This window comes from Pseudonocardia tropica, assembly GCF_040105315.1.
GTDB classification, from domain to species: Bacteria; Actinomycetota; Actinomycetes; order Mycobacteriales; family Pseudonocardiaceae; genus Pseudonocardia; species Pseudonocardia alni.
Genome location: NZ_JBEDNP010000007.1, coordinates 213296 through 233614, shown reverse-complemented (window position 1 = coordinate 233614; position 20319 = coordinate 213296). Strand labels below are relative to the sequence as shown.

Sequence of the window (20319 nt, the reverse complement as noted above, 5' to 3'; positions counted from 1 at the left end):
GCCCGGCCCTACTCGACCAGCCGGTTCTCCCACGCCCACGCCGCGATCTCCACCCGGTTGCGGGCGTCCAGCTTGGACCCGATGTTCGCGATGTGGGTCTTCACCGTGGACAGCGACACGAACAGGTCCCCGGCGATCTCGGAGTTCGTCCGGCCCCGGGCCACCGCCTTCACCACCTCCAGCTCGCGCGGCGACAGCGTGGCGTGGACCTCGGCGCGGGCCGGCTCCGGCTCGGTCAGCCGCTCCAGCAGCCGCACGGTGACCGACGGCGACACCAGCGCGTCGCCCGCCGCGGCGGCCCGGACCGCCTCGACGAGCAGCCGCGGGCCCGCCGTCTTCAGCAGGAACCCGCAGGCCCCCGAGCGCAGCGCGCCGTAGACGTACTCGTCGAGGTCGAAGGTCGTCACCACCACGATCCGCGGGGGGAACGGGTCCGCGCTCAGCGCGCGGGTCGCGGCGATCCCGTCCGTCCCCGGCATCCGGACGTCCATGAGCACGACGTCCGGGCGCAGCTCGCGGGCCAGGGCGACGGCGTCGGTGCCGGTCGCGGCCTCGCCGACGACCTCGATGCCGTCCTCGGCGGAGAGGATCAGCCCGAAGCCGGTGCGCACCATCTCCTGGTCGTCGGCGAGCAGGACCCGGATCGCGGTCACCGACCCGCCCCGGCGGGGACCTCGGCGACGACGATCCACCGGCCGGGCCCGTCCGGCCCGGCGTGCAGCGAGCCGTCGAGGGCCTCCACCCGCTCACGCATCCCGGCCAGCCCGAACCCGCCCGGGTCGCGCAGCGGGTTCTCGGTCCCGGTCCCGTCGTTGTGCACCACGGTCACCAGTCTCCCGGCCTGCAGGTGGACACCGACCGACACCGTCGTCGCGCCGGGGGCGTGCCGGTGCACGTTGGTCAGGGCCTCGCGCACCACCCGGAACGCGGTCGCCGCGACCGCGGGCCCGAGCACGGCGGTCCGCACCTCGGGTGCGATCTCCAGCCGGGTGCGGCTGCGGTCGGGGTCGAACCGGGCGACGACGTCGTCGACGTCGGCGATGTCGTGCCCCGGGGCGCGGTCGGCGCCGCCGTCGGCACCGGCGCGCAGCACCCCGACCATGCGGCGCATCCCGTCGAGGGCCTCGGCGCCGGCCCGCTCGATCGACTCCAGCGCCCGGCCGGCCTCCTCCGGGCGGCTCCCCGCGACGACGACCCCGGCCTGCGCGGCCACCACGATCGCGGTCACGTGGTGGGCGACGGTGTCGTGCAGCTCGCGGGCCAGCTCCAGGCGCTCGTCGTTGCGCGCCTGGGCGAGCCGGGCGGAGCGGCGTTGCCACAGCTCGCGCGACGCCGTCGCGACGACCAGCGTCCCGGCCCACCCGACGACGGTCAGGCTCGCGAAGACCTCGCGGTCGATCCCCGGCACGCGCATCAGCGGCATGCCCACGATCACCACCAGCGACGCCACCGCCGTCCCGAGCACGACCCGGACCGGCGCGGTCCGCACCGTCGCCACCGTGATGACGGCCAGCGCGAACAGCTCGGTCAGCGACACGAACGGGACCCCGCCGGTGCCCAGGGCCAGGACGGACCCGCCCGCGGACAGTCCGAACGCGACGGTCGCGGTCCCGGTCCGCCGGGTACCCGTCCGGTGCCGGGTGAGCACGACGCCGGCCACGAGCAGGCCGTAGACCGCGCCGCTGGGCTGCCAGTGCGACCCGAAGCCCAGGCCCAGCACGGCGTCGCACCCGGCCCAGAACAGGTAGAGGAGCAGCTCCAGCCCGACCAGGACGGGCAGGCCGCGGCGGGTTCCGGAGCGCATGGAGCACACCGTAGGACGCGTCCCGGCCGCCGGGCCTCGGCCGGAAGTACGACGACCCGTTCGGGCACGCCCTACCACGGGCCGATGCCCCGGACCCCCGCCGAGCGGCACCGTGAGCGTCATGATCGAGGGGTTGAGGAATCCGGCCGCCGTGCCGTCGCAGGTCGCCGCGGCGACGGTGAACCTGGTCCGCACCTACGGGCGGGGCCGCGCCGCGGTGCGCGCGCTCGACGGGGTCACGTTGTGGCTCCCGGCGGGGCGGTTCACCGCGGTGATGGGGCCGAGCGGATCGGGCAAGTCGACGTTGCTGCACTGCCTGGCCGGGCTGGACCGGCCGACGTCCGGGCAGGTGCTGCTGGGTGAGACCGACCTCGGGAGCCTGGACGACACCGCCCTGACCCGGGTCCGGCGCGACCGGATGGGCTTCGTGTTCCAGGACGGCAACCTGCTCCCGCACCTCACCGCGGGCGAGAACATCGACCTCGCCGCCTCGCTCGCCGGGCGCAGACCGAACCACGCGTGGCGGGCCGAGCTCGTCGAGCGCCTCGGCATCGCCGACCGGCTGACCCACCTGCCCTCGGAGCTGTCCGGCGGGCAGCGCCAGCGCGTGGCCGTGGCCCGGGCCCTGCTCGGGCGCCCGGAGATCGTCGTCGCCGACGAGCCGACCGGTGCGCTCGACACCCGCTCGGGCCGCGAGCTGCTGGGCCTGCTGCGGGCCTGCGTCGACGACTACGGGCAGACCGTCGTCATGGTCACCCACGACCCGCTCGCCGCGTCCGCGTCGGACCAGGTCCTGCTGCTGCGCGACGGGCGCGCCGCCGGCCGCCTGGACCGGCCCACCCCGGACCGGGTGCTGTCCGCGATGGGCGCCCTGACCGGCGCCGACGACCCCGCCCTGTCCGACGTCACGGCCACCGGGCCGGTGGCCCGGTGAACCCGGCCACCCGCGCCGCCGTCGCCGGGGCGCGCCGCAGCCCGCGCCGGCTGCTGCTCACCGGGCTCGCCGTCCTGGTGGCGACGGTGTTCGCCGCCGGCGCGGTGCTGCTGACCGCGACCCTGCGCGCGGACCTCGTCGACGGGGCGTCCGCGCTGCCCGCCGGCGCGACGTTCGCCGTCGAGACCGACGGCGACGAGGGAGCCGGCACCGCCGCCGTCGCGGACCGGTTGCGGGAGGTGCCCGGGGTGAGCGCGGCGTCGGTGTCCCGCACGGGGATCGCCTCGGTCGTCGCGGGCGGTGCGAGCGGGAGCTGGATGCTGTCCACCGACCCGATGACCGGGCCGCTGCACGGGCTGGCCCCGGTGACGGCGGGCCGGCTGCCGGCCGGGCCGGGGGAGGCGCTGCTCGGGGCGGGCACCGCGGACCGCACCGGGCTCGTCCCCGGTGACACCGTCGGCGTCGGGGACCGCACGCTGACCGTCACCGGGGTGGTCCCCGTGGGCGCGGAGTACGGCGACGTGCTCGTCGTCGCCGACGACGACCCGGCCGCCGCCGGGCTGTACGGCTCCCGGATCGCCCTCGCCGGGGATCCGGATCCGGCCGCGCTGGCCGCGACCCCGGGCGTCGTGCAGGTCCGCACCGCGGACGAGCAGCGCGACGAGGACCTCGCGTCGGCGTCGACGTCGGCGAACGCGGTGCTGGCCGGCCTGTCGGTGTTCGTCGGGCTGGCGCTGGTCGCGGCCGCCGTGGTGGTCGCCTCGACGTTCCGGATCGTGCTGGCCCGCCGCTCCCGCGAGCTGGCGATGCTGCGGTGCGTCGGCGCCAGCCGCGGGCAGGTGACGCGCTCGGTGCTCGCCGAGGCCGCGCTCACCGGCCTGGTCGCCGGGGTCGGGGGCGCGCTCGTCGCCGTCGGCGGCGGGTGGGCCGCGCCGGCGGTGGCCGGGGCGTCCGGTGTGGACCTCCCGGCGCCGGCGGTGCCGTGGGGCAGGCTCGCGGGATGCGTGCTGCTCGCCGTCGTCGTGACGGTGCTGGCCGCGCTGGCGCCGGCGCTCGCCGCCGGGCGGACCCCGCCGGTGGTGGCGCTCGGCGCGGCGGACGCGAGCGGTGCCCGCGCACCGCGGGCCCGGGTGCGGCTGCCGCTCGCCGCGGTCGCGCTCGTCCTGGCCGTGGTCCTCGCCGTCGCCGGGGTGGGGATGGGGAGCCCGCTGGCGGGGACGGCGCTGGCTGCGCTGTCCGGGATGCTGGTGTTCGCGGCGCTCGTGGTGACCGGACCGTTCGTGGTGTCCGGGGCGGCGGCGCTGGTGGCGCCGGTCGTCGCGCGCTGGGCGCCGGGGCGGATCGCGGTCGGCAACGCGCGGCGGATGTCGCGGCGCACCGCGGCGATGGCGACGGTGCTGTCGCTGGGCGTGGGCCTGACCGCGGCGTTGCTGGTGGGCGTGGCCGGCGCCTCGGCCGACGCGCGGGAGTCGATCGAGCGGAACTACCCGGCCGACATGGTGGTGTTCGCCGACCCCGCCGAACAGGACCCCGCGGAGCTGGCGGCCCGGCTCGACGCGGCACCGGAGCTGACCGCCCGGTCAGACGACGGCATCGTGCTGGTCGACCCGGTGCCGGGCGCGGACCCGGTCGCGGTGCGCACCGCCGTGGTGCGCGGGGCGGGCGAGGCGTCGGTCGGCTTCACCGCCGACATACGGGAGCAGACCGAGTCCGCGGTCGGCGCCGTGCGGTGGATCGGGCTGGGGCTGGTCGGGATCACCCTGCTCGTCGCCGTCGTGGGGGTCGGGGTGACCCTCGCGCTGTCGGTCGGCGAGCGGACCCGGGAGATCGCGTTGCTGCGCACGCTGGGCCTGTCCCGGGCCGCGGCCCGGCGGGCGGTGGCGTTCGAGGCGGCCTTGGCCGGCGCGGTCGCGGCGGTGCTCGGCGTGGTGCTGGGGGGTGTCTACGGCGTGCTGGCGCTGAAGGCGACCGGCATCGGGGCGCTCACGGCGCTGCCGCTGGGCCAGCTCGCCGGGCTGGCCGCGGTGGTGGTCGGTGTCGCGGTGGTCGCCTCGGTGGGGCCGATGCGCCGCGCCGGACGGGTCGAGCCCGCGCACGGCGTCGCCGCCGCCTGAGGGCCGCCCGCGTGCCCGGTGCGGACCGGGCACGCGGGCGCCGGGCTCAGCTCGCGGGCTCCAGCACGAACACCGGGATGACCCGGGAGGTCTTCTGCTGGTACTCGGCGTAGGGCGGGTAGGCCTCGACGGAGCGGTCCCACCACTCCTGGCGCTCGTCGCCGGTGACCTCGCGGGCGACGAAGGTGCCGGTCCGTGTGCCGTCCTGCACCTGGACCTGCGGGTTCGCGACCACGTTGTGGTACCAGGCCGGGTGCTCCGGGGTGCCGCCCTTGGACGCGATCATCGCGTAGGAGCCGCCGTGCTCGACGCGCATCACCGGCACGTAGCGCTGCTTGCCGGACTTCGCGCCGGTCGTCGTGACCAGGATGATCGGACGGTCCATGACCGTGACGCCCTCGGTGGTGCCGTTCTCGAGGATCTTCTCGGTCTGCTCGCGGACCCAGTCGGTCGGGGAGAGCTCAGCGTTCTGCGTCATAACGGTGGGGAACCCGATACCACCGGTGATCATTCCTCGCAGCCGGGTGAGGGGCTGGTGCGCGTCGCCGGACGGTGCCTACGGTGCGGGTGCACGACCAACTGAACACGCGGGAGCTCCGTCGCGCGGGGCTGAGAGGGCGACTCGTCGGTCGCCGACCGCAGAACCGGCCGGGTAATGCCGGCCAGGGAGGACCGTCATGACAACGGCACCAGTGCGTCCGCAGCAGGTCACCACCGGCCCGATCCAGGGGTCGGCCAAGGCCTGGATCGAAGGACCCGACGGCATCACCGTCCCGGTCCGGCGGATCGCCCTCTCCACCGGTGAGCACCACGACGTCTACGACACCTCCGGCCCGTACACCGACTCCCACGCGACCGTCGACCTGCACGCCGGGCTGCCCCGGCTGCGGGAGCCGTGGGTCGGGTCACGGGAGCCGGGGACCCAGATGTCCTGGGCACGGGCCGGGATCGTCACCCCCGAGATGGCCTACATCGCCGTCCGCGAGCGGTGCGACGCGGAGCTCGTCCGCTCCGAGGTCGCCCGCGGCCGGGCCGTGATCCCGGCCAACGTGAACCACCCCGAGTGCGAGCCGATGATCATCGGCAAGCGGTTCCTCACCAAGGTCAACGCCAACATCGGCAACTCCGCGGTGACCTCCTCGATCGCCGAGGAGGTCGAGAAGATGGTGTGGGCGACGCGGTGGGGCGCGGACACGGTCATGGATCTGTCCACGGGGCGCGACATCCACGAGACCCGCGAGTGGATCCTGCGCAACTCGCCGGTCCCGATCGGCACCGTGCCGATCTACCAGGCGCTGGAGAAGGTGGACGGCGACCCGGCCCGGCTGAGCTGGGAGGTCTACCGCGACACCGTGCTCGAGCAGTGCGAGCAGGGCGTCGACTACATGACCGTGCACGCCGGGGTGCTGCTGCGGCACGTCCCGCTCACCGCGAAGCGGGTCACCGGGATCGTCTCCCGCGGCGGGTCGATCATGGCCGCGTGGTGCCTGGCCCACCACGCCGAGTCGTTCCTCTACACCCACTTCGACGAGCTCTGCGCGATCCTGCGCCGCTACGACGTCACCTTCTCCCTCGGCGACGGCCTGCGCCCCGGCTCCATCGCCGACGCGAACGACGAGGCGCAGCTGGCCGAGCTCGCCACGCTCGGCGAGCTGACCCGGACCGCCCGGGCGCACGACGTCCAAGTGATGATCGAGGGCCCCGGCCACGTCCCGATGGACAAGATCGTCGAGAACGTGCGGCTGGAGGAGGAGTGGTGCGACGAGGCGCCGTTCTACACCCTCGGCCCGCTGGCGACCGACATCGCACCCGGCTACGACCACATCACCTCGGCGATCGGCGCCGCCCGGATCGCCGAGGCAGGGACGGCGATGCTCTGCTACGTCACGCCGAAGGAGCACCTCGGGCTGCCGAACCGCGACGACGTCAAGGTCGGAGTGATCAGCTACAAGATCGCCGCGCACGCTGCGGACCTGGCCAAGGGTCACCCGCACGCCCAGGCCCGCGACGACGCCCTGTCGCAGGCCCGGTTCGAGTTCCGCTGGCGTGACCAGTTCGCGCTCTCGCTCGACCCGGACACCGCGACCGCCTACCACGACGAGACGTTGCCGGCCGAGCCCGCGAAGACGGCGCACTTCTGCTCGATGTGCGGGCCGAAGTTCTGCTCGATGAAGATCACCCAGGACGTCCGGGACTACGCCGAGGCGCACGGGCTGACCAGTGTGGAGGCGATCGAGGCCGGGATGGCGGAGAAGTCCGGGGAGTTCCGGGACGAGGGCGGCCGGGTGTACCTGCCGATCTCCGCCACGGACTGAGGCCCGGACCGGGACGTGCACCGCCGGGGCCGCGGGGATCCCACCCGCGGCCCCGGCACCGTCTACCGTCGTCGGCGACCACGCACGACGCGGGAGCTCGCGGAGCAGGCGGGCTGAGAGGGCGGCCGGGTCCCACCGGACCGGCGTCGCCGACCGCGTACCGGCCGGGTAATGCCGGCCAGGGAGGACACGTCCATGGAACCCACCGTCGGCACCACACCCCCGCGGGTCATGACCATCGCCGGGACCGACTCCGGCGGCGGCGCGGGCATCGCCGCGGACCTGCGCACCTTCGCCGCCTGCGGGGTGCACGGCTGCCTCGCCGTCTGCGCGGTGACCGTGCAGAACTCGGTGGGCGTCACCGGCGTGCACACGATCCCGGTCGACACGATCGCCGGGCAGATCTCCACGGTCGCCTCCGACATCGGGCTGCAGGCCGCGAAGACCGGGATGCTCGCGAACGCCGAGATCATCGAGGCCGTCGCGCGGGCCTGCGACGGATGCGGCATCGGCGCCGGTCTGGCCACGCCGTTCGTCGTCGACCCGGTCGCGGCCTCGATGCACGGGGACCCGCTGCTGGCCGCCGAGGCGCTGGACGCCTACCGGCACGTCCTGTTCCCGCGGGCCACGCTGGTCACCCCGAACCTCGACGAGATCCGGCTGCTCGTCGGGCACGACGTCCACGACCGGGACGGGCAGTACGCCGCCGCGACGGCGCTGCACGCGCTGGGGCCGGGCGCGGTCCTGGTGAAGGGCGGCCACCTCGCCGAGGACACCGACGGCTGCCTGGACCTGCTCTACGACGGCGACACCGCCGTCGAGCTCCCCGGCCCGCGCTTCGACACCGGCCACACCCACGGCGGCGGGGACTCCCTGGCCGCCGCGATCGCGTCCGGGCTCGCCCGCGGGCTGGACCTGGAGGCGGCCGTGCGGTTCGGCAAGCACTACATCGTCGAGGCGGTCCGCCACGCCTACCCGTTGGGCGCCGGGCACGGCCCGGTCTCGGCGCTCTGGGCCGGACGGCCGTGGTGGGACGACCCGAGCTGACCCCGGCCCGCGGGATGGATGCGATCTCAACAACCCGAGGTCGGGGACGGTCGGGCGCCGGGGCCCGCAGATGCGGCTCCGGGTCCGCGCGTCGTTCCGCGGAGGGTGCCCTGACCTGCGGATCGGCGGTGTGCTCTGCGTCGCACACGTGGGTGGGGATGTATACGCTCGCGTCCGATGAGCATCTTGGGCACCCGCGTCGTCCGCACCGAGGATCCGGTCTTCCTCACGCGCGGCGCGACCTACACCGACGACCTGACCGAGGAGCGGCTGACCGGGGCGTTGCACCTGACGCTCGTCCGCTCCCCGCTCGCCCACGCGACGATCACGTCGATCGACACCTCGGCGGCGTTCGCGGCGCCCGGCGTCGTCGCCGTCGTCACCGGTGCCGACCTCGACATCGCGCCGGCACTGCTGTTCCCGGGCGCGAACAAGGCCATGACCCGGCCGTTCCTCGCGACCGACCGCGTGCGGTTCGTCGGCGAGCCGGTCGCCGCGGTCCTCACCGAGGAGTTCTACCAGGGCGAGGACGCGGCCGAGCTGGTCGACGTCGAGTACGAGCCCCTGGGCGTGGTGATCGACCCGCTGGTCGCGGACCGCGACGAGACGCTGCTGTTCCCCGAGGCGGGGACCAACACCGCGGCGGCCTACGGGTACGACGAGGAGCAGGACGCGTCGTTCTTCGACGGCTGCGAGGTCGTCGTCACCCGGGACCTGGTCAACCAGCGCCTGGCCGCGGCCCCGCTGGAGACCCGCGCCGCGAGCGCCTTCTGGGAGGGCGACCGCGTCACCGTCTACATGTCCAACCAGAACGCCCAGGGCGGCCGTGACGAGATCGCCGGCTGGCTGGGCCTGGACAAGGAGAAGGTGCGGGTCGTCCTGCCGGACGTCGGCGGCGGCTTCGGCGCGAAGATCGGGTCCGACCCCGAGTTCGCCCTCGTCGCCTGGCTCGCGCGCCGGCAGGGCCGGCCGGTCCGCTGGAACGAGTCCCGCTCCGAGAACATGACCGGCATGGTGCAGGGCCGCGCCCAGCGCCAGACCGTCACCATCGGCGGCACCCGCGCGGGCAGGGTCACCCACTACCGGCTCGACGTCGTGCAGGACCTCGGCGCCTACCCGCGCCTGGGCACCTTCCTGCCGATGTTCACGCGGATGATGGCGCCCGGCACCTACGACATCGAGCACGTCGACTCCCGCGCGAAGGCCGTCGTCACCAACACCACCTCGGTCGCCGCCTACCGCGGCGCCGGCCGCCCCGAGGCGACCGCCGCGATCGAGCGCGATGGACCTGTTCGCGGCCGAGATCGGCACGGACCCGGCCGAGGTCCGCAAGCTCAACGTCGTCGCCCCGGACCGGTTCCCGTTCCAGACCAAGGGCGGGGTGGAGTACGACTCCGGCGAGTACGCCAAGGCGATCGACCTCGCCCTGGAGAACGCCGGCTACGACCGGCTGCGCGCCGAGCAGAAGGCCCGCCGCGAGTCCGGTGACGCCCGCCAGATCGGCATCGGCGTCTCCTCCTACGTCGAGATCACCGGTGGTGGCGCGTTCGCCGAGGACGCCTCGGTCGAGGTCCACCCCGACGGCTCGGTGACCGTGCTGACCGGCACGTCCCCGCACGGCCAGGGGCACGCGACGGCGTGGGCGATGCTCGCGTCCGACCAGCTCGGCGTCCCGATCGAGAAGATCACCGTCAAGCACGGCGACACCGACCTCGTCCCGCGCGGCGGCGGCACCATGGGGTCGCGGTCGCTGCAGACCGGCGGCGTCGCGGTGCACCAGGCCTCGGCCGAGCTCATCGACCTGGCCAAGCAGCGCGCCGCGGAGCTCCTCGAGGCGGGCGTCGACGACCTGGAGCTCGACCCGACGAACGCCGCGATCACGGTCAGGGGCGTCCCCGGCGCGACGTCGGTGACCCTGGCCGAGCTGGCGGCCGCCGAGCAGCTCAAGGTCGACACGACCTGGGACGGCAAGAAGCCGACCTTCCCGTTCGGCGCGCACGTCTGCGTCGTCGAGGTCGACACCGAGTCCGGCAAGGTCACGGTCGAGAAGATCGTCGCCGTCGACGACGCGGGTCCCATCCTGAACCCGCTGCTCTGCGACGGGCAGCGGCACGGCGGGATCGCCCAGGGCATCGCGCAGGCGCTGCTCGAGGAGGTGATCTACGACGAGGAGGGCCAGCCCCTCACCGGCACCTTCGCCGACTACGGCATCCCCTCGGCGGCCGAGCTGCCCAGCTTCGACCTGGTCGAGATGGCGACCCCCACCCCGGTCAACCCGATGGGCTACAAGGGCATCGGCGAGGCCGGGACGATCGGGTCCACCCCCGCCACCCAGAGCGCGGTCATCGACGCCCTTTCCCACCTGGGCGTCACGCACATCGACATGCCCCTGACCCCGATGCGGGTCTGGGAAGCCATCCAGGAGGCCTCCGAATGAAGGTCGAGATCACCGTCAACGGCGAGTCCACCAGCGCCGACGTGGAGCCCCGCCAGCTGCTCGCGCACTACCTGCGGGAGACCGTCGGGCTGAAGGCCACCAACATCGGCTGCGACACCACGTCGTGCGGTGCCTGCACCGTGCTGCTCGACGGCGACGCCGTGAAGTCGTGCACCGTGCTGTCGGTGCAGGCCGACCAGCAGTCGGTCACCACCATGGAGGGGCTCGAGGGCGCGTCGCAGGGCCGCCCGGAGCACCCGGTCACCGCGGCGTTCCGGTCCGAGCACGGGCTGCAGTGCGGCTTCTGCACCCCGGGCATGGTCATGTCCGCGGTCTCGCTCATCAGCCACGACGACGACCTGGACGAGCGGAAGGTCCGCGAGGGCCTGGAGGGCAACCTCTGCCGCTGTACCGGCTACCACAACATCGTGCGCGCGGTGCTCGTCGCCGCGGGCAAGGACCCGGACGCCGCGCAGAAGGCCGAGGCCGAGTCCGACGCGCTGCGGACGGCGCCCGCCTTCTCCCGCGGCGAGTCCGCCGAGGAGGCCCGCGCATGATCCCCCTCGCGTTCGACTACGCCCGTCCCGACACCCTCGACGACGCCATCGCGCTGCTCGCCGAGAAGGGTGAGGACGCCAGCGTCCTGGCCGGGGGGCACTCACTGATCCCGGTCATGAAGGTGCGTCTCGGCGCGCCCGAGTTCCTGATCGACATCGGCCGGCTGCCGGAGCTGAGCTACATCCGCGTCGAGGGCGACGACCTCGCGGTCGGTGCCGCCACCAAGCACCGCGACATCGTCGACTCGGCCGAGGTCGCGGCGGAGGTCCCGCTGCTCGGGGCCGTCGCCCGCACCGTCGGCGACCCGCAGATCCGGGCCCGGGGCACGCTGGGCGGCACCGTCGCCCACGCCGACCCGGCCGCGGACCTGCCCGCCGCGCTGCTCGCGCTGGACGCCGTCGTCGTCCTGCAGGGGCCGCGCGGGAAGCGGTCCGTGCCGATCGGTGAGTTCTACACCGGTGTGTTCACCACCGTCCGCGAGCCCGACGAGCTGATCGTCGAGATCCGGATCCCGCGCTGCGGCGACAGGGGCTGGGCCTACGAGAAGTTCACCCGCCGCAGCAACGACTGGGCGATCGTCGCCGTCGCGGTGTCCGACGACCGGATCGGCCTGGTCAACATGGGGTCGACCGCGCTGCGGGCGTCCGCGACCGAGCAGGCCCTCCGGGCCGGGAAGTCGGTCGCCGAGGCGGCCGCGCTGGCCGCCGAGGGCGCCGAGCCGCCGGCCGACACCCACGGGTCGGTCGCCTACCGCACCCACCTGGTGCAGGTGCTGACCCGGCGCGCGCTCGAGACGGCGCGCGGCACGGGCTGAGCCGCACCCCGGGGGCCGGGCTCACCCGAGCCCGGCCTCCTGGGCGGCGATCGCGGCCTGGGTGCGGGAGCGCAGGCCCAGCTTCGCCAGCACCCGGGAGACGTGCGTCTTCGTCGTCCCCTCCGAGATCACCAGCTCCGCGGACAGCTCCGCGTTCGAGAGCCCGCGGCCCAGCCCGGCGAGCACGTCGGTCTCGCGTGCGGTGAGCCTCTCCAGCCCCGGCACCGACGACGGCCGCGGCGCCCCCGCGTAGCGGCGGATCACCCGCCGGGTCACCTCCGGCGCCAGCACGCCCTCGCCGTGGGCGACCGCCCGGACCCCGTCGGTGAGTCGGGTCGCGTCGACCGACTTGAGCAGGAATCCGCCGGCACCCGCCGCGAGCGCGCCGTCGACGAGCTCGTCGAGGTCGAACGTGGTCAGCACCAGGACCTGCGCGGACCCCGCCGCGAGGATCCGCCGGGTGGCCTCGATGCCGTCGATGCCGGGCATCCGGATGTCCATCAGCACCACGTCGGGCCGGTGCTCGGCGGCGGCCCGCACCGCGGCGAGCCCGTCGGCGACCTCGGCGACGACGTCGATGTCCGGTGCCGAGCCGAGGATCAGCACCAGCCCGGTGCGGACGGCCTGCTGGTCGTCGGCGACGACCACCCGGATGCTCACCGCTCCACCTCCGTCGGGATCGTCGGGTCCAGGGGCAGGTCGGCCCGGACCTGCCAGCCGTCGTCGTGGGGGCCCGCGTGCAGGGTGCCGCCCACGGCCCGTGCCCGCTCGTGCAGCCCGTCGAGCCCGGTACCGCCGTGCAGCCCCGGGCCCGCCGCGGGACGGCGGCCGGGACCGTTGCGCACCTCGACGAGCAGCCGGCCCCCGGGATCGTCGGTGAGGGTCAGGCGCACGCTCACCTCCGAGCCGGGCGCGTGCTTCGCGGCGTTGGTCAGCGACTCCTGCACGATGCGGTAACCGGCGAGGTCGACCGGGGCGGGCAGCGAGGCCGCGCCGCGCCCGTCGCGCAGGACGGGGGACAGTCCGGCGGCGCGGGCCTCGTCGAGCAGGGCGTCGACCTCGGACAGCCGGGCGGGCGCCCCGGGCGGGTCGGCGGTGTCGCCGTCGCGCAGCAGACCGATCATCGTGCGCATCTCCCCGAGCGCGGCGACGCCGGAGGACCGCACCGTCCCCAGCACCCGCCGGACCAGCGCCGGGTCGGCGCCGGGCTGCAGCGCCGCCTCGGACTGCAGTGCGATCGCCGACAGCCGCCCGGCGACGACGTCGTGCAGGTCGCGGGCCATCCGGGCACGCTCCGCGGCGACGGCGGCGTCCCGCTCCCGGGCCGCCGTCCGCGCCACGGCGACGGCCCGCTCCCGCTCGACGGCCGCCAGGTCCCGGAACCGGCGCACCTCCAGCCCCCAGACCAGCGGGAGCCCGACGACCAGCGTCAGGTTGAGTACGGCGTAGGTGCCGGTGCGGGTTCCCGCGGCGAGCAGCGCCGCGACACCGAGGACGGTGGCGATCCCGCCGGCGGCGACGGCGACCGCCCGCGCGGTGCGCCGCGGCGGGAACACCACGGCGCAGTAGAGCAGGTCGGTGAACACGAGCACGGTCCCGATCTCGGTGCGGCCGCCGAGGACGGGGCCCGCGACGAGGGCCGCCGTGCCGACCAGCAGCCCGGCGGGCACCGCGATCCGGCGCACCGCCGACGCGGCGCAGCCCAGCCCCATGACCAGCAGCGACGCGCCCGTCGCCCCGGTGTCCGCGCCCCACCAGGTGATCCCCGCGTCGGGTAGCGCCCAGACCAGCAGCAGCCCGACCACGAACCACACCACGCCGGTTCCGGCGTCCCGCAGCACCGAGGGTGCGCCGCCGTCGCGGTTCACCAGGTACGTGATCACACCCCATCCCAGCACGTCCGGCGCCCGCGCGGCGTCCGTCGAAGGTGGTACGCGCGGATCGGTCGCCCGCCGGACGCGGCACCGCGGCCGGGTCGGCACGATCACCGGACATGGGGGAGTCGTTGTTCGCCGAGCCGTTGCTGTGGCTGATCGTCGGTGCCGAGATCGGGTTCTGGGTGTTCCTGCTGGCCGGGCTGGGGGCGCGCTACGGGCTGCGCCGCCGGGGCCTGGGGGCGGTGCTGCTGCTGGGGGTGCCGCTGATGGACCTCGTGCTGGTCACCGCCTCGACGGCGGACCTGGCGACCGGCGGCGCGCCGTCGCGTGTGCACGGGCTGGCCGCGCTCTACCTCGGGATCACCGTCGCGTTCGGGCACTCGCTGGTGCGGTGGGCCGACGTCCGGGTCGCCCACCGCGTCGCGGGCGGCCCGGCACCGGTGCGCCCGCCCCGGGGCGGGGTCGCCCGGACGCGGTACGAGTGGCGCGAGTACGGCAAGGTCGTCGCCGCCTGGGTGGTCACGGCGGCGGTGCTGGTCCTGCTGTCGGTGGCCGGCGGCCGCGCGTTCCCGGAGCCGGCTGCCTGGCCGGAGGACCCGATGTGGTCCTGGCTCGCGACGGCGTCGCTGGTCGCCGGGATCTGGTTCGTCGTGGGGCCGCTGTGGGCGACCGTCTTCCCCAGCACCGGCGACCGGGAGCGCACCGGTGTCCGGTGACCGCCTCGCCGCCCCGGACGTGCTGCGCGGCCTCGCGATCGCCGGGACCTTCGCGACGAACGTCTGGGTGTTCGCCGACCCGCGCGGGCCGGGCGCGGTGTTCGCCGGGTTCACCGGGGGCTGGTGGCTCGACACCGCGCTCCGCGCCGTCGCGAACGGGAAGTTCCTCGCGCTGCTCACGCTGCTGTTCGGGATCGGGATGGAGCTGCAGTACCGCTCCGCGGTCCGCCGCGGGCTGCGGTGGCCGGGCCGCTACCTCGCCCGCGTCGCGATCCTGTTCACCGAGGGGCTGCTGCACTACGTGCTGGTCTTCGAGTTCGACGTGCTGATGGGCTACGCGATCGCCTCGCTGCTCGTCGCGTGGCTGGTGGGGCGGTCCGCGCGGGTGCGGGTGTCGGCCGCCTGCGTCGCCGGGGCGGTCACGGTGCTGCTGGTGGGCGGTGCGACCGCCGCGACGGCCGGGAGCACCGGCGCCGACGTGCCGCTCCCGCCGTACCCGGCGACCTGGACCGGGCAGGTGGCCGCACGGCTGGCCGACCCGCTGCTGTACCGGATCGAGGTGGTGCTGATCGTCCCGTCGGCGGTGGTGCTGTTCCTGGCCGGATCCGCGCTGCTGCGCGCCGGCCTGTTCGACGACGGCGGCGCCGCACTGCGGCGCCGGCTGGTCGCCGCCGGGGTGGCCGGGGTGGTGCTGAACGTGGTCACCACGCTCGGTGGGGCGCCGTGGTTCCTCGTCGAGCGCTACCTGGTGGCGCCGCTGGTCGCGCTGGGGCTGCTCGGCCTGGTCCCGGAGGTCCTGGCCCGGCTGCGGGGCCCGGCCGGCCCGGTGCGGCGCGGGCTCGCCGCGCTCGGCCGGACCGCGATGACCTGCTACGTCGGCCAGAACGTGCTGGCCGCGGTGCTGTTCGGCGCCTGGGGGCTCGGCCTGGCCGGGGCGCTCGCCGGTGTCGCGGCGCCGCTGCGGACCGGGGCGGTGGTCGGGGTGTGGGTCCTCGTCGTCGCCGGGTCGGCGGTGGCGGCGGGGTGGTGGCTGCGCCGCCACGACCGCGGGCCGCTGGAGGCGCTCACCCACGCCCTGCTCAGAGGTCGATCACCAGCCAGCCGCCGTGGTGCTCGGACACCGTGAACGGGCGGCCGGTCCGCTCCCCGATCCGGGTCAGGACGCGCTCGTCGAAGACCCGGACGTGGCCCCAGGCGGGGTTCGGCTCGTCCTCGAACGGGACGGCGACGACCACTCGTCGCCGGGCCAGGCGCAGCATCTCGACGACGACCTCGTCGCCGTCGGACTCGGACAGGTGCTCGACGAGGTGCACGGCGAACACGGTGTCCGCGCAGCCGTCGGGCAGGGCGACGGCACGCGCGTCGGCGACGTGGGTCTCGACGTCGGCGCCGAGCTGCGCCGCCATCCGGGTCAGCAGCTCGACGGTGCCGCCGGTCAGGTCGGTGGCGGTGACGCGGTGACCGTCACGGGCCAGCTGCAGCGACAGGAAGCCGAAGCAGCAGCCGAGCTCCAGCACCTCCTCGCCCAGCACGAGGGAGCGCGCGCGGGCGTGCACCGGCGCCATCTCGGCGTTGGTGCCACCCGGCCCGGGCTCGCCGGCCAGCGCGTCGAGGGTGTTGCGGTAGAAGGCGAGCCACGCGTCGTCCGGGAGCTCGGGGTCCTTCGCGGCGCTCGCGACGCAGGCGACGAACGCCTCCTCGAAGCGCTCGGGCGGCAGGATCCCGGGCTGCACCAGGGTGCGGTCCAGCCAGCCGGCGAGGTCGTTGGAGAGCCGGTCGGTTCCGATCATGGATCGCTCCTGTGCGCGCGGGGACCGACTCCACGCTAGGTGGTCGTGGGCACGCCCACCACGTCCGACGGCCGGGTCCCTCCCCGTACGGACGGTGGGGCCGCGACCCGGTGTCCGGGTCCTCAGGCGCCCTGGGCGGCGAGCAGCCGGGCCTTCAGCCCGGCGTCCTTGTTGACCGGGTCGTGGGCGCCGTCCGGGACGGTCCCGGCGGCGACGGCGATCGCGTTCATGGTGCCGACCATCCGGCACAGGTGGGCGATGCGGCGCTCGTCGGCGTCGACGGGCGGGGCGCCGTCGAGCAGGGCCAGGGTGCGGTCCACCCAGATCACCTCGGCGTGCATCCCGGCCTCCTCGAGCACGCCGCGCAGCCGCAGCCCGATCTCGCGGCGGGACAGGCCGTTCCAGCTCTCCAGGGTGCGGGCGTCGAGCGGGAACAGGCGGTCCCGGTCACGCAGGTGGATCAGCTCCAGGGCGTGCGCGCGACCGTAGGCGCAGTACGTGCACCCGTTCACCAGGGAGATCGTGAGCCCGGCGAGGTGGGTGCGCACGGGGCCCAGCACGCGCAGGGTGACCAGGAAGCGCGGGAAGTTCGCGGCGAACCAGCGCAGCGCGGGTCCGCTGCCCATCGTGGCGACCATCGCGGGGATCACACCGGGGGTGTAGCCCCACAACGCCGTGCACGCGCGGCCGACGACACGGACGACCAGCCCACCGTCACCCATCACACCCGGCCCGCCTTCCAAGGGGAGGTCCGATGCTACGCCGGGAGGGCGTCCGAGCGGTGCGAGATCGGCCGAACGGCCCATCCCGGGCGCCCGGCGCGACGCGCGGGGTCGTCCCGATGGTTCTGCAGCCGGGCAGTCTCCCGGCCGCACGGACGGGCCGTTCGCACGAACCTCTCGTGCGAACGGCCCGCTCGTGCAGGAGGGAGCCCGGGGGCCGGTCGTGCCGTGCGGGGTCGGGCTCCGGTGCGGGTCAGCGGCCGATCAGCTCGCCGGCCATCTCGTTGGTGGTCGCCTCGAAACCGGACAGGTCCCGCACGACACGGACGCGGTCGCAGTACTCGGCGTAGGCGGGCAGGTCGCAGCGACCCAGCCCCCACGAGTACCGCGGCTCCGGGGTCAGCCAGATCGTCTCCCGCGCCCGCCGGGTGATCTCGACGAACGCCTCCATGTTCGGGTCGTTCCCGTTCCCGCGACCGTCGCCGAGCACCAGCACCGTCGTCCGGCGGGTGACCGCCGAGCCGTGGTCCTCCAGGAACTGGCCGAACGCCAGGCCGTAGTTGGAGTTGGCGTCGACGTCGAGCTGGTCGCCCCCGAAGATCAGCCCGAGGGCGTGCTCGACGGGGTGGTCGGCGAACAGGTCGGTGACCTCGATCAGGTCGGCCACGAACGCGAACGAGCGCACCTGGCCGAACAGGTCCTGCAGCCCGTGCACCAGGTGAAGGGTGAACCGCGCGGTGGCCCGCACCGACAGCGAGACGTCGGCCAGCACCACCAGGCGCGGCTTGTCCTCCTGGCGCTGCACGGTGACCGGGGAGAACGGGACGCCGTCGTAGCGCATGTTCTTGCGCATGGTGCGGGCCGAGTCGATCCGGCCCCGGGGTGAGACCCGTCTGCGGTGGGTGAGCGCGCCGTGCAGCGACTTGGCCAGCCGCCGCAGCGAGTCCTCCAGCTGCATCCGCTCGGCCTCGTTCGCCCGGTCGACCTCGGCGACGTGCTCGGGGTCGTCGTGGCCCTCGACGATCCGCTGCTCGATCGCGAGCAGCTTCTCCAGGTGGGCCTTGAGCAGCTCGGGGAGGTTGTCGAGCACCCCGGTGAGACGCCGGCGCAGCGCGGCGGCGTCGTCCTCGGTGCCCTGTTCCTCCTCCGACAGCCGGTCCTCCTCGGAGTTCAGCCAGCCCAGCAGCGCGTCCTGCTGGGCGACCGACAGGTCGGCGTCGACCTTGGTGCCCTGCTGCTGGGAGATGTCACCGGGTTGACCGCCGCCGGAGAACCGGTCGGTCTCGATCTGCACGCGCTGGCCGTCGGTGACGTCGTTGGCCTGCTCCTTGGAGAGCACGATCTCGTCCGTCATCGACGCCATGTCGATCTTGTTGGCCTCCTGGTGCAGGTTGTACTGCTCGGCCAGGTCCTCCGGGTCGAAGAACTCCTTGATGTCGGCCGGGGCGCCGTGGTCGTGCCCCTCCTGCGGGGTCTCCGACGGCTCCTCGGACAGCGTGAAGTTCTCCAGCGGGGTGTCGTCGCTCAGGTCCCCGTGCCCGTGCCCGTGACCGTGGCCGGTGTCCGCCTCGCCCACCCTGACCAGGGCGAAGAACAGGTCGAAGACCTCGTCGAAGGTCGCCTCGTCGCGGCGGTCCTTGACCAGCGCGATGCGCAGCGCCTCCTTCAGCACCGACCGGTCGGACAGCACCCCGGGCTGGGCGGCGCAGGCCATCGCGTCGAGCGCCTCGGAGACCGAGATGCGTACCGACCGGATCCGCAGGAGCCGGACGAAGCGGTGGATGCTCGCTTCCACGCCGACGCCCCGATCAGACCGGGCGCTTGCGGGAGCCGCCGAAGGACCGCGCGCCCTGGCCCGGCGTCACCGAGCGCACCTTCTGCTGCGCGTTCGGGTTCCCCGCGGCGGCCTTGTTGCCGTAGCCGTCGTGGTGGCGCCCCGCGTTGTCCTTGCCGGTCCGCTTGCCGCGGCCGTCGACGTCGCCGTCGTCCGGGTCGTCGTGCCGGACGGCGGCGCGGGGGGCCGGGGTGCCGTGGTCGTGGTCGCCGTCGTGGCCGTGTCCGTGGCCGTGCCCGTGTCCGTGGTCGTCGACCACGGCGTTCGGGTCGACCAGGCGCGGCAGCGCGTCCAGCGCCTTCCTGACGTCCTTGTCGTACTTGACGACGACCGAGACGGTGTCGGACAGGATCTGCGAGCTCAGCTCGTCGACGCCCAGCACGGCCAGCGTGCGTGCCCAGTCGATGGTCTCCGAGATCGATGGCGACTTGCGCAGCTCCAGCTCGCGCAGCCCGCGCACGACGTTGACGAGCTCCTCGGCCAGCTGGTCCGACAGCCCGGTCTTCTTCGACTTCACGATCTCCAGCTCGCGGGAGGCCGACGGGTAGTCGAGGAACAGGTGCAGGCAGCGACGCTTGAGCGCGGCGGCGAGGTCGCGGGTGTTGTTCGAGGTCAGCAGCACGTACGGGCGCTGCTCGGCGACGAAGGTGCCGATCTCGGGGACGGAGATCTGGAACTCGCCGAGGGTCTCCAGCAGCACGGCCTCGAGGGCCTCGTCGGCGCGGTCGACCTCGTCGATCAGCAGCACGACGGGCTGCTCGGAGCGGATGGCCTCCAGCAGCGGGCGCGGGGCGAGGAAGCGCTCGGAGAAGAACACGCTCTCCTGGGACCCGATGCGGTCGACCGCGGCGGCGAGGTCGGGGGCGTCCTCGACCAGCTGCCCGATCTTCTCGCGGAGGATCTGGGTGTACATGAGCTGCTTGCCGTAGTCCCACTCGTACAGGGCCTTGGTCTCGTCCTGGCCCTCGTAGCACTGCAGGCGCAGCAGCCGGCGTCCGGTGGCGACGGCGAGCATCTTCGCCAGCTCGGTCTTGCCGACCCCGGCGGGCCCCTCGAGCAGCAGCGGCTTGTCCAGCCGGGTCAGCAGGAACACCGTCGTGGCCAGGCGGGTGTCGGCGATGTAACCCTGCTCGCGCAGGGTCTCGATCACCTGGTCGACGGACTCGAACGGGCCGATCGAGGCGACGGCGTCCGCCGCCTCGGTCACAGTGGGGACGACAGCCTCGGACACGCGGGTATCTCCTTCAAGGGCCCGCACCGGCTCTGGTGCGGAGAAGAGCGGAGCCGCAGCCAGCGGGCCCACCCGCCCGAGTATGACCTCGGATGACTGGGCCCGCTGGAGCGATGGTGGACGTAC

Annotated in this window: 17 protein-coding genes and 1 pseudogene; 9 read left to right on the top strand and 9 right to left on the bottom strand. The window is 74.5% G+C overall.

The genetic code is table 11. The features are described 5' to 3' along the window. Positions 1-8: 8 nt before the first annotated feature. A complete protein-coding gene (locus tag WHI96_RS14130; protein ID WP_345653618.1) occupies positions 9-653 on the bottom strand; it encodes a response regulator in 645 nt (214 codons plus the stop codon). Further along, a complete protein-coding gene (locus tag WHI96_RS14125; protein ID WP_345653621.1) occupies positions 650-1804 on the bottom strand; it encodes a sensor histidine kinase in 1155 nt (384 codons plus the stop codon). The genes WHI96_RS14130 and WHI96_RS14125 overlap by 4 nt, the downstream gene beginning before the upstream one ends. Positions 1805-1925: 121 nt before the next feature. On the opposite strand from WHI96_RS14125, the gene WHI96_RS14120 reads away from it, so the two are divergent. Together WHI96_RS14120 and WHI96_RS14115 are read left to right on the top strand one after the other, a co-directional pair. Further along, a complete protein-coding gene (locus WHI96_RS14120; RefSeq protein ID WP_345653624.1) occupies positions 1926-2738 on the top strand; it encodes an ABC transporter ATP-binding protein in 813 nt (270 codons plus the stop codon). Further along, positions 2735-4852, top strand: a complete 2118-nt coding sequence (locus WHI96_RS14115; protein WP_345653627.1) for an FtsX-like permease family protein — start codon at positions 2735-2737, stop codon at positions 4850-4852. Before WHI96_RS14120 ends, WHI96_RS14115 begins: the two co-directional genes overlap by 4 nt. A 46-nt stretch (positions 4853-4898) precedes the next feature. Here WHI96_RS14115 and WHI96_RS14110 read toward each other — a convergent pair whose 3' ends face one another. Next, complete coding sequence (locus WHI96_RS14110; protein WP_345653630.1) at positions 4899-5330, bottom strand: nitroreductase family deazaflavin-dependent oxidoreductase; 432 nt, start codon at positions 5328-5330, stop codon at positions 4899-4901. A 199-nt stretch (positions 5331-5529) separates the two neighbouring features. On the opposite strand from WHI96_RS14110, the gene thiC reads away from it, so the two are divergent. The 5 genes and pseudogenes from thiC (at position 5530) to WHI96_RS14085 (ending at position 12023) form a co-directional block, all read left to right on the top strand. Continuing rightward, a complete protein-coding gene (gene thiC / locus WHI96_RS14105) occupies positions 5530-7167 on the top strand; it encodes a phosphomethylpyrimidine synthase ThiC (RefSeq protein ID WP_345653633.1) in 1638 nt (545 codons plus the stop codon). A gap of 195 nt (positions 7168-7362) precedes the next feature. Then, a complete protein-coding gene (gene thiD, locus WHI96_RS14100) occupies positions 7363-8214 on the top strand; it encodes a bifunctional hydroxymethylpyrimidine kinase/phosphomethylpyrimidine kinase (protein ID WP_345653636.1) in 852 nt (283 codons plus the stop codon). A 177-nt stretch (positions 8215-8391) separates the two neighbouring features. After that, positions 8392-10651: pseudogene (locus WHI96_RS14095) on the top strand (xanthine dehydrogenase family protein molybdopterin-binding subunit). After that, complete coding sequence (locus WHI96_RS14090; protein ID WP_345653639.1) at positions 10648-11208, top strand: (2Fe-2S)-binding protein; 561 nt, start codon at positions 10648-10650, stop codon at positions 11206-11208. The pseudogene WHI96_RS14095 and the gene WHI96_RS14090 overlap by 4 nt, the downstream one beginning before the upstream one ends. Further along, positions 11205-12023 (top strand): FAD binding domain-containing protein, encoded by an 819-nt coding sequence (locus tag WHI96_RS14085; protein WP_345653642.1) that lies wholly within the window; start codon positions 11205-11207, stop codon positions 12021-12023. Before WHI96_RS14090 ends, WHI96_RS14085 begins: the two co-directional genes overlap by 4 nt. Positions 12024-12044: 21 nt before the next feature. On the opposite strand, the gene WHI96_RS14080 is transcribed toward WHI96_RS14085, so the two are convergent. Both WHI96_RS14080 and WHI96_RS14075 read right to left on the bottom strand, forming a co-directional pair. After that, on the bottom strand, positions 12045-12683 hold the full coding sequence (locus tag WHI96_RS14080; RefSeq protein WP_345653645.1) for a response regulator transcription factor: 639 nt from the start codon (positions 12681-12683) through the stop codon (positions 12045-12047). Then, positions 12680-13906, bottom strand: a complete 1227-nt coding sequence (locus tag WHI96_RS14075) for a sensor histidine kinase (protein WP_345653648.1) — start codon at positions 13904-13906, stop codon at positions 12680-12682. The genes WHI96_RS14080 and WHI96_RS14075 overlap by 4 nt, the downstream gene beginning before the upstream one ends. Positions 13907-14016: 110 nt before the next feature. Between WHI96_RS14075 and WHI96_RS14070 the strand changes: the two genes are divergently transcribed. After that, a complete protein-coding gene (locus tag WHI96_RS14070) occupies positions 14017-14616 on the top strand; it encodes a hypothetical protein (protein WP_345653651.1) in 600 nt (199 codons plus the stop codon). After that, entirely contained in the window at positions 14606-15742 is a 1137-nt protein-coding gene (locus WHI96_RS14065) for a DUF418 domain-containing protein (protein ID WP_345653654.1), read from the top strand. The genes WHI96_RS14070 and WHI96_RS14065 overlap by 11 nt, the downstream gene beginning before the upstream one ends. Here WHI96_RS14065 and mftM read toward each other — a convergent pair. The 4 genes from mftM to WHI96_RS14045 all read right to left on the bottom strand — a co-directional run bounded on the left by mftM (position 15696) and on the right by WHI96_RS14045 (position 20193). Next, positions 15696-16532 (bottom strand): mycofactocin oligosaccharide methyltransferase MftM, encoded by an 837-nt coding sequence (gene mftM / locus WHI96_RS14060; protein WP_345653814.1) that lies wholly within the window; start codon positions 16530-16532, stop codon positions 15696-15698. The two genes, WHI96_RS14065 and mftM, sit on opposite strands and share 47 nt — an antisense overlap. Further along, positions 16529-17131 (bottom strand): hypothetical protein, encoded by a 603-nt coding sequence (locus WHI96_RS14055; RefSeq protein WP_345653657.1) that lies wholly within the window; start codon positions 17129-17131, stop codon positions 16529-16531. The genes mftM and WHI96_RS14055 overlap by 4 nt, the downstream gene beginning before the upstream one ends. A gap of 250 nt (positions 17132-17381) precedes the next feature. Beyond that, entirely contained in the window at positions 17382-18923 is a 1542-nt protein-coding gene (locus WHI96_RS14050) for a VWA domain-containing protein (protein WP_345653660.1), read from the bottom strand. 13 nt (positions 18924-18936) lie between these two features. Continuing rightward, positions 18937-20193 carry an AAA family ATPase gene (locus WHI96_RS14045; RefSeq protein WP_345653663.1) on the bottom strand — a complete coding sequence of 419 codons (1257 nt, stop codon included), beginning with the start codon at positions 20191-20193 and terminating at the stop codon, positions 18937-18939. Positions 20194-20319 lie beyond the last annotated feature (126 nt).

Bases quoted from the DNA above. Each gene is read 5' to 3' on its own strand.
- WHI96_RS14090 (WP_345653639.1), top strand. From the start codon at position 10,648: ATGAAGGTCGAGATCACCGTCAACGGCGAGTCCACCAGCGCCGACGTG.
- thiD (WP_345653636.1), top strand. From the start codon at position 7,363: ATGGAACCCACCGTCGGCACCACACCCCCGCGGGTCATGACCATCGCC.
- WHI96_RS14120 (WP_345653624.1), top strand. From the start codon at position 1,926: ATGATCGAGGGGTTGAGGAATCCGGCCGCCGTGCCGTCGCAGGTCGCC.
- WHI96_RS14110 (WP_345653630.1), bottom strand. From the start codon at position 5,330: ATGACGCAGAACGCTGAGCTCTCCCCGACCGACTGGGTCCGCGAGCAG.
- WHI96_RS14085 (WP_345653642.1), top strand. From the start codon at position 11,205: ATGATCCCCCTCGCGTTCGACTACGCCCGTCCCGACACCCTCGACGAC.
- WHI96_RS14125 (WP_345653621.1), bottom strand. From the start codon at position 1,804: ATGCGCTCCGGAACCCGCCGCGGCCTGCCCGTCCTGGTCGGGCTGGAG.
- thiC (WP_345653633.1), top strand. From the start codon at position 5,530: ATGACAACGGCACCAGTGCGTCCGCAGCAGGTCACCACCGGCCCGATC.
- WHI96_RS14070 (WP_345653651.1), top strand. From the start codon at position 14,017: ATGGGGGAGTCGTTGTTCGCCGAGCCGTTGCTGTGGCTGATCGTCGGT.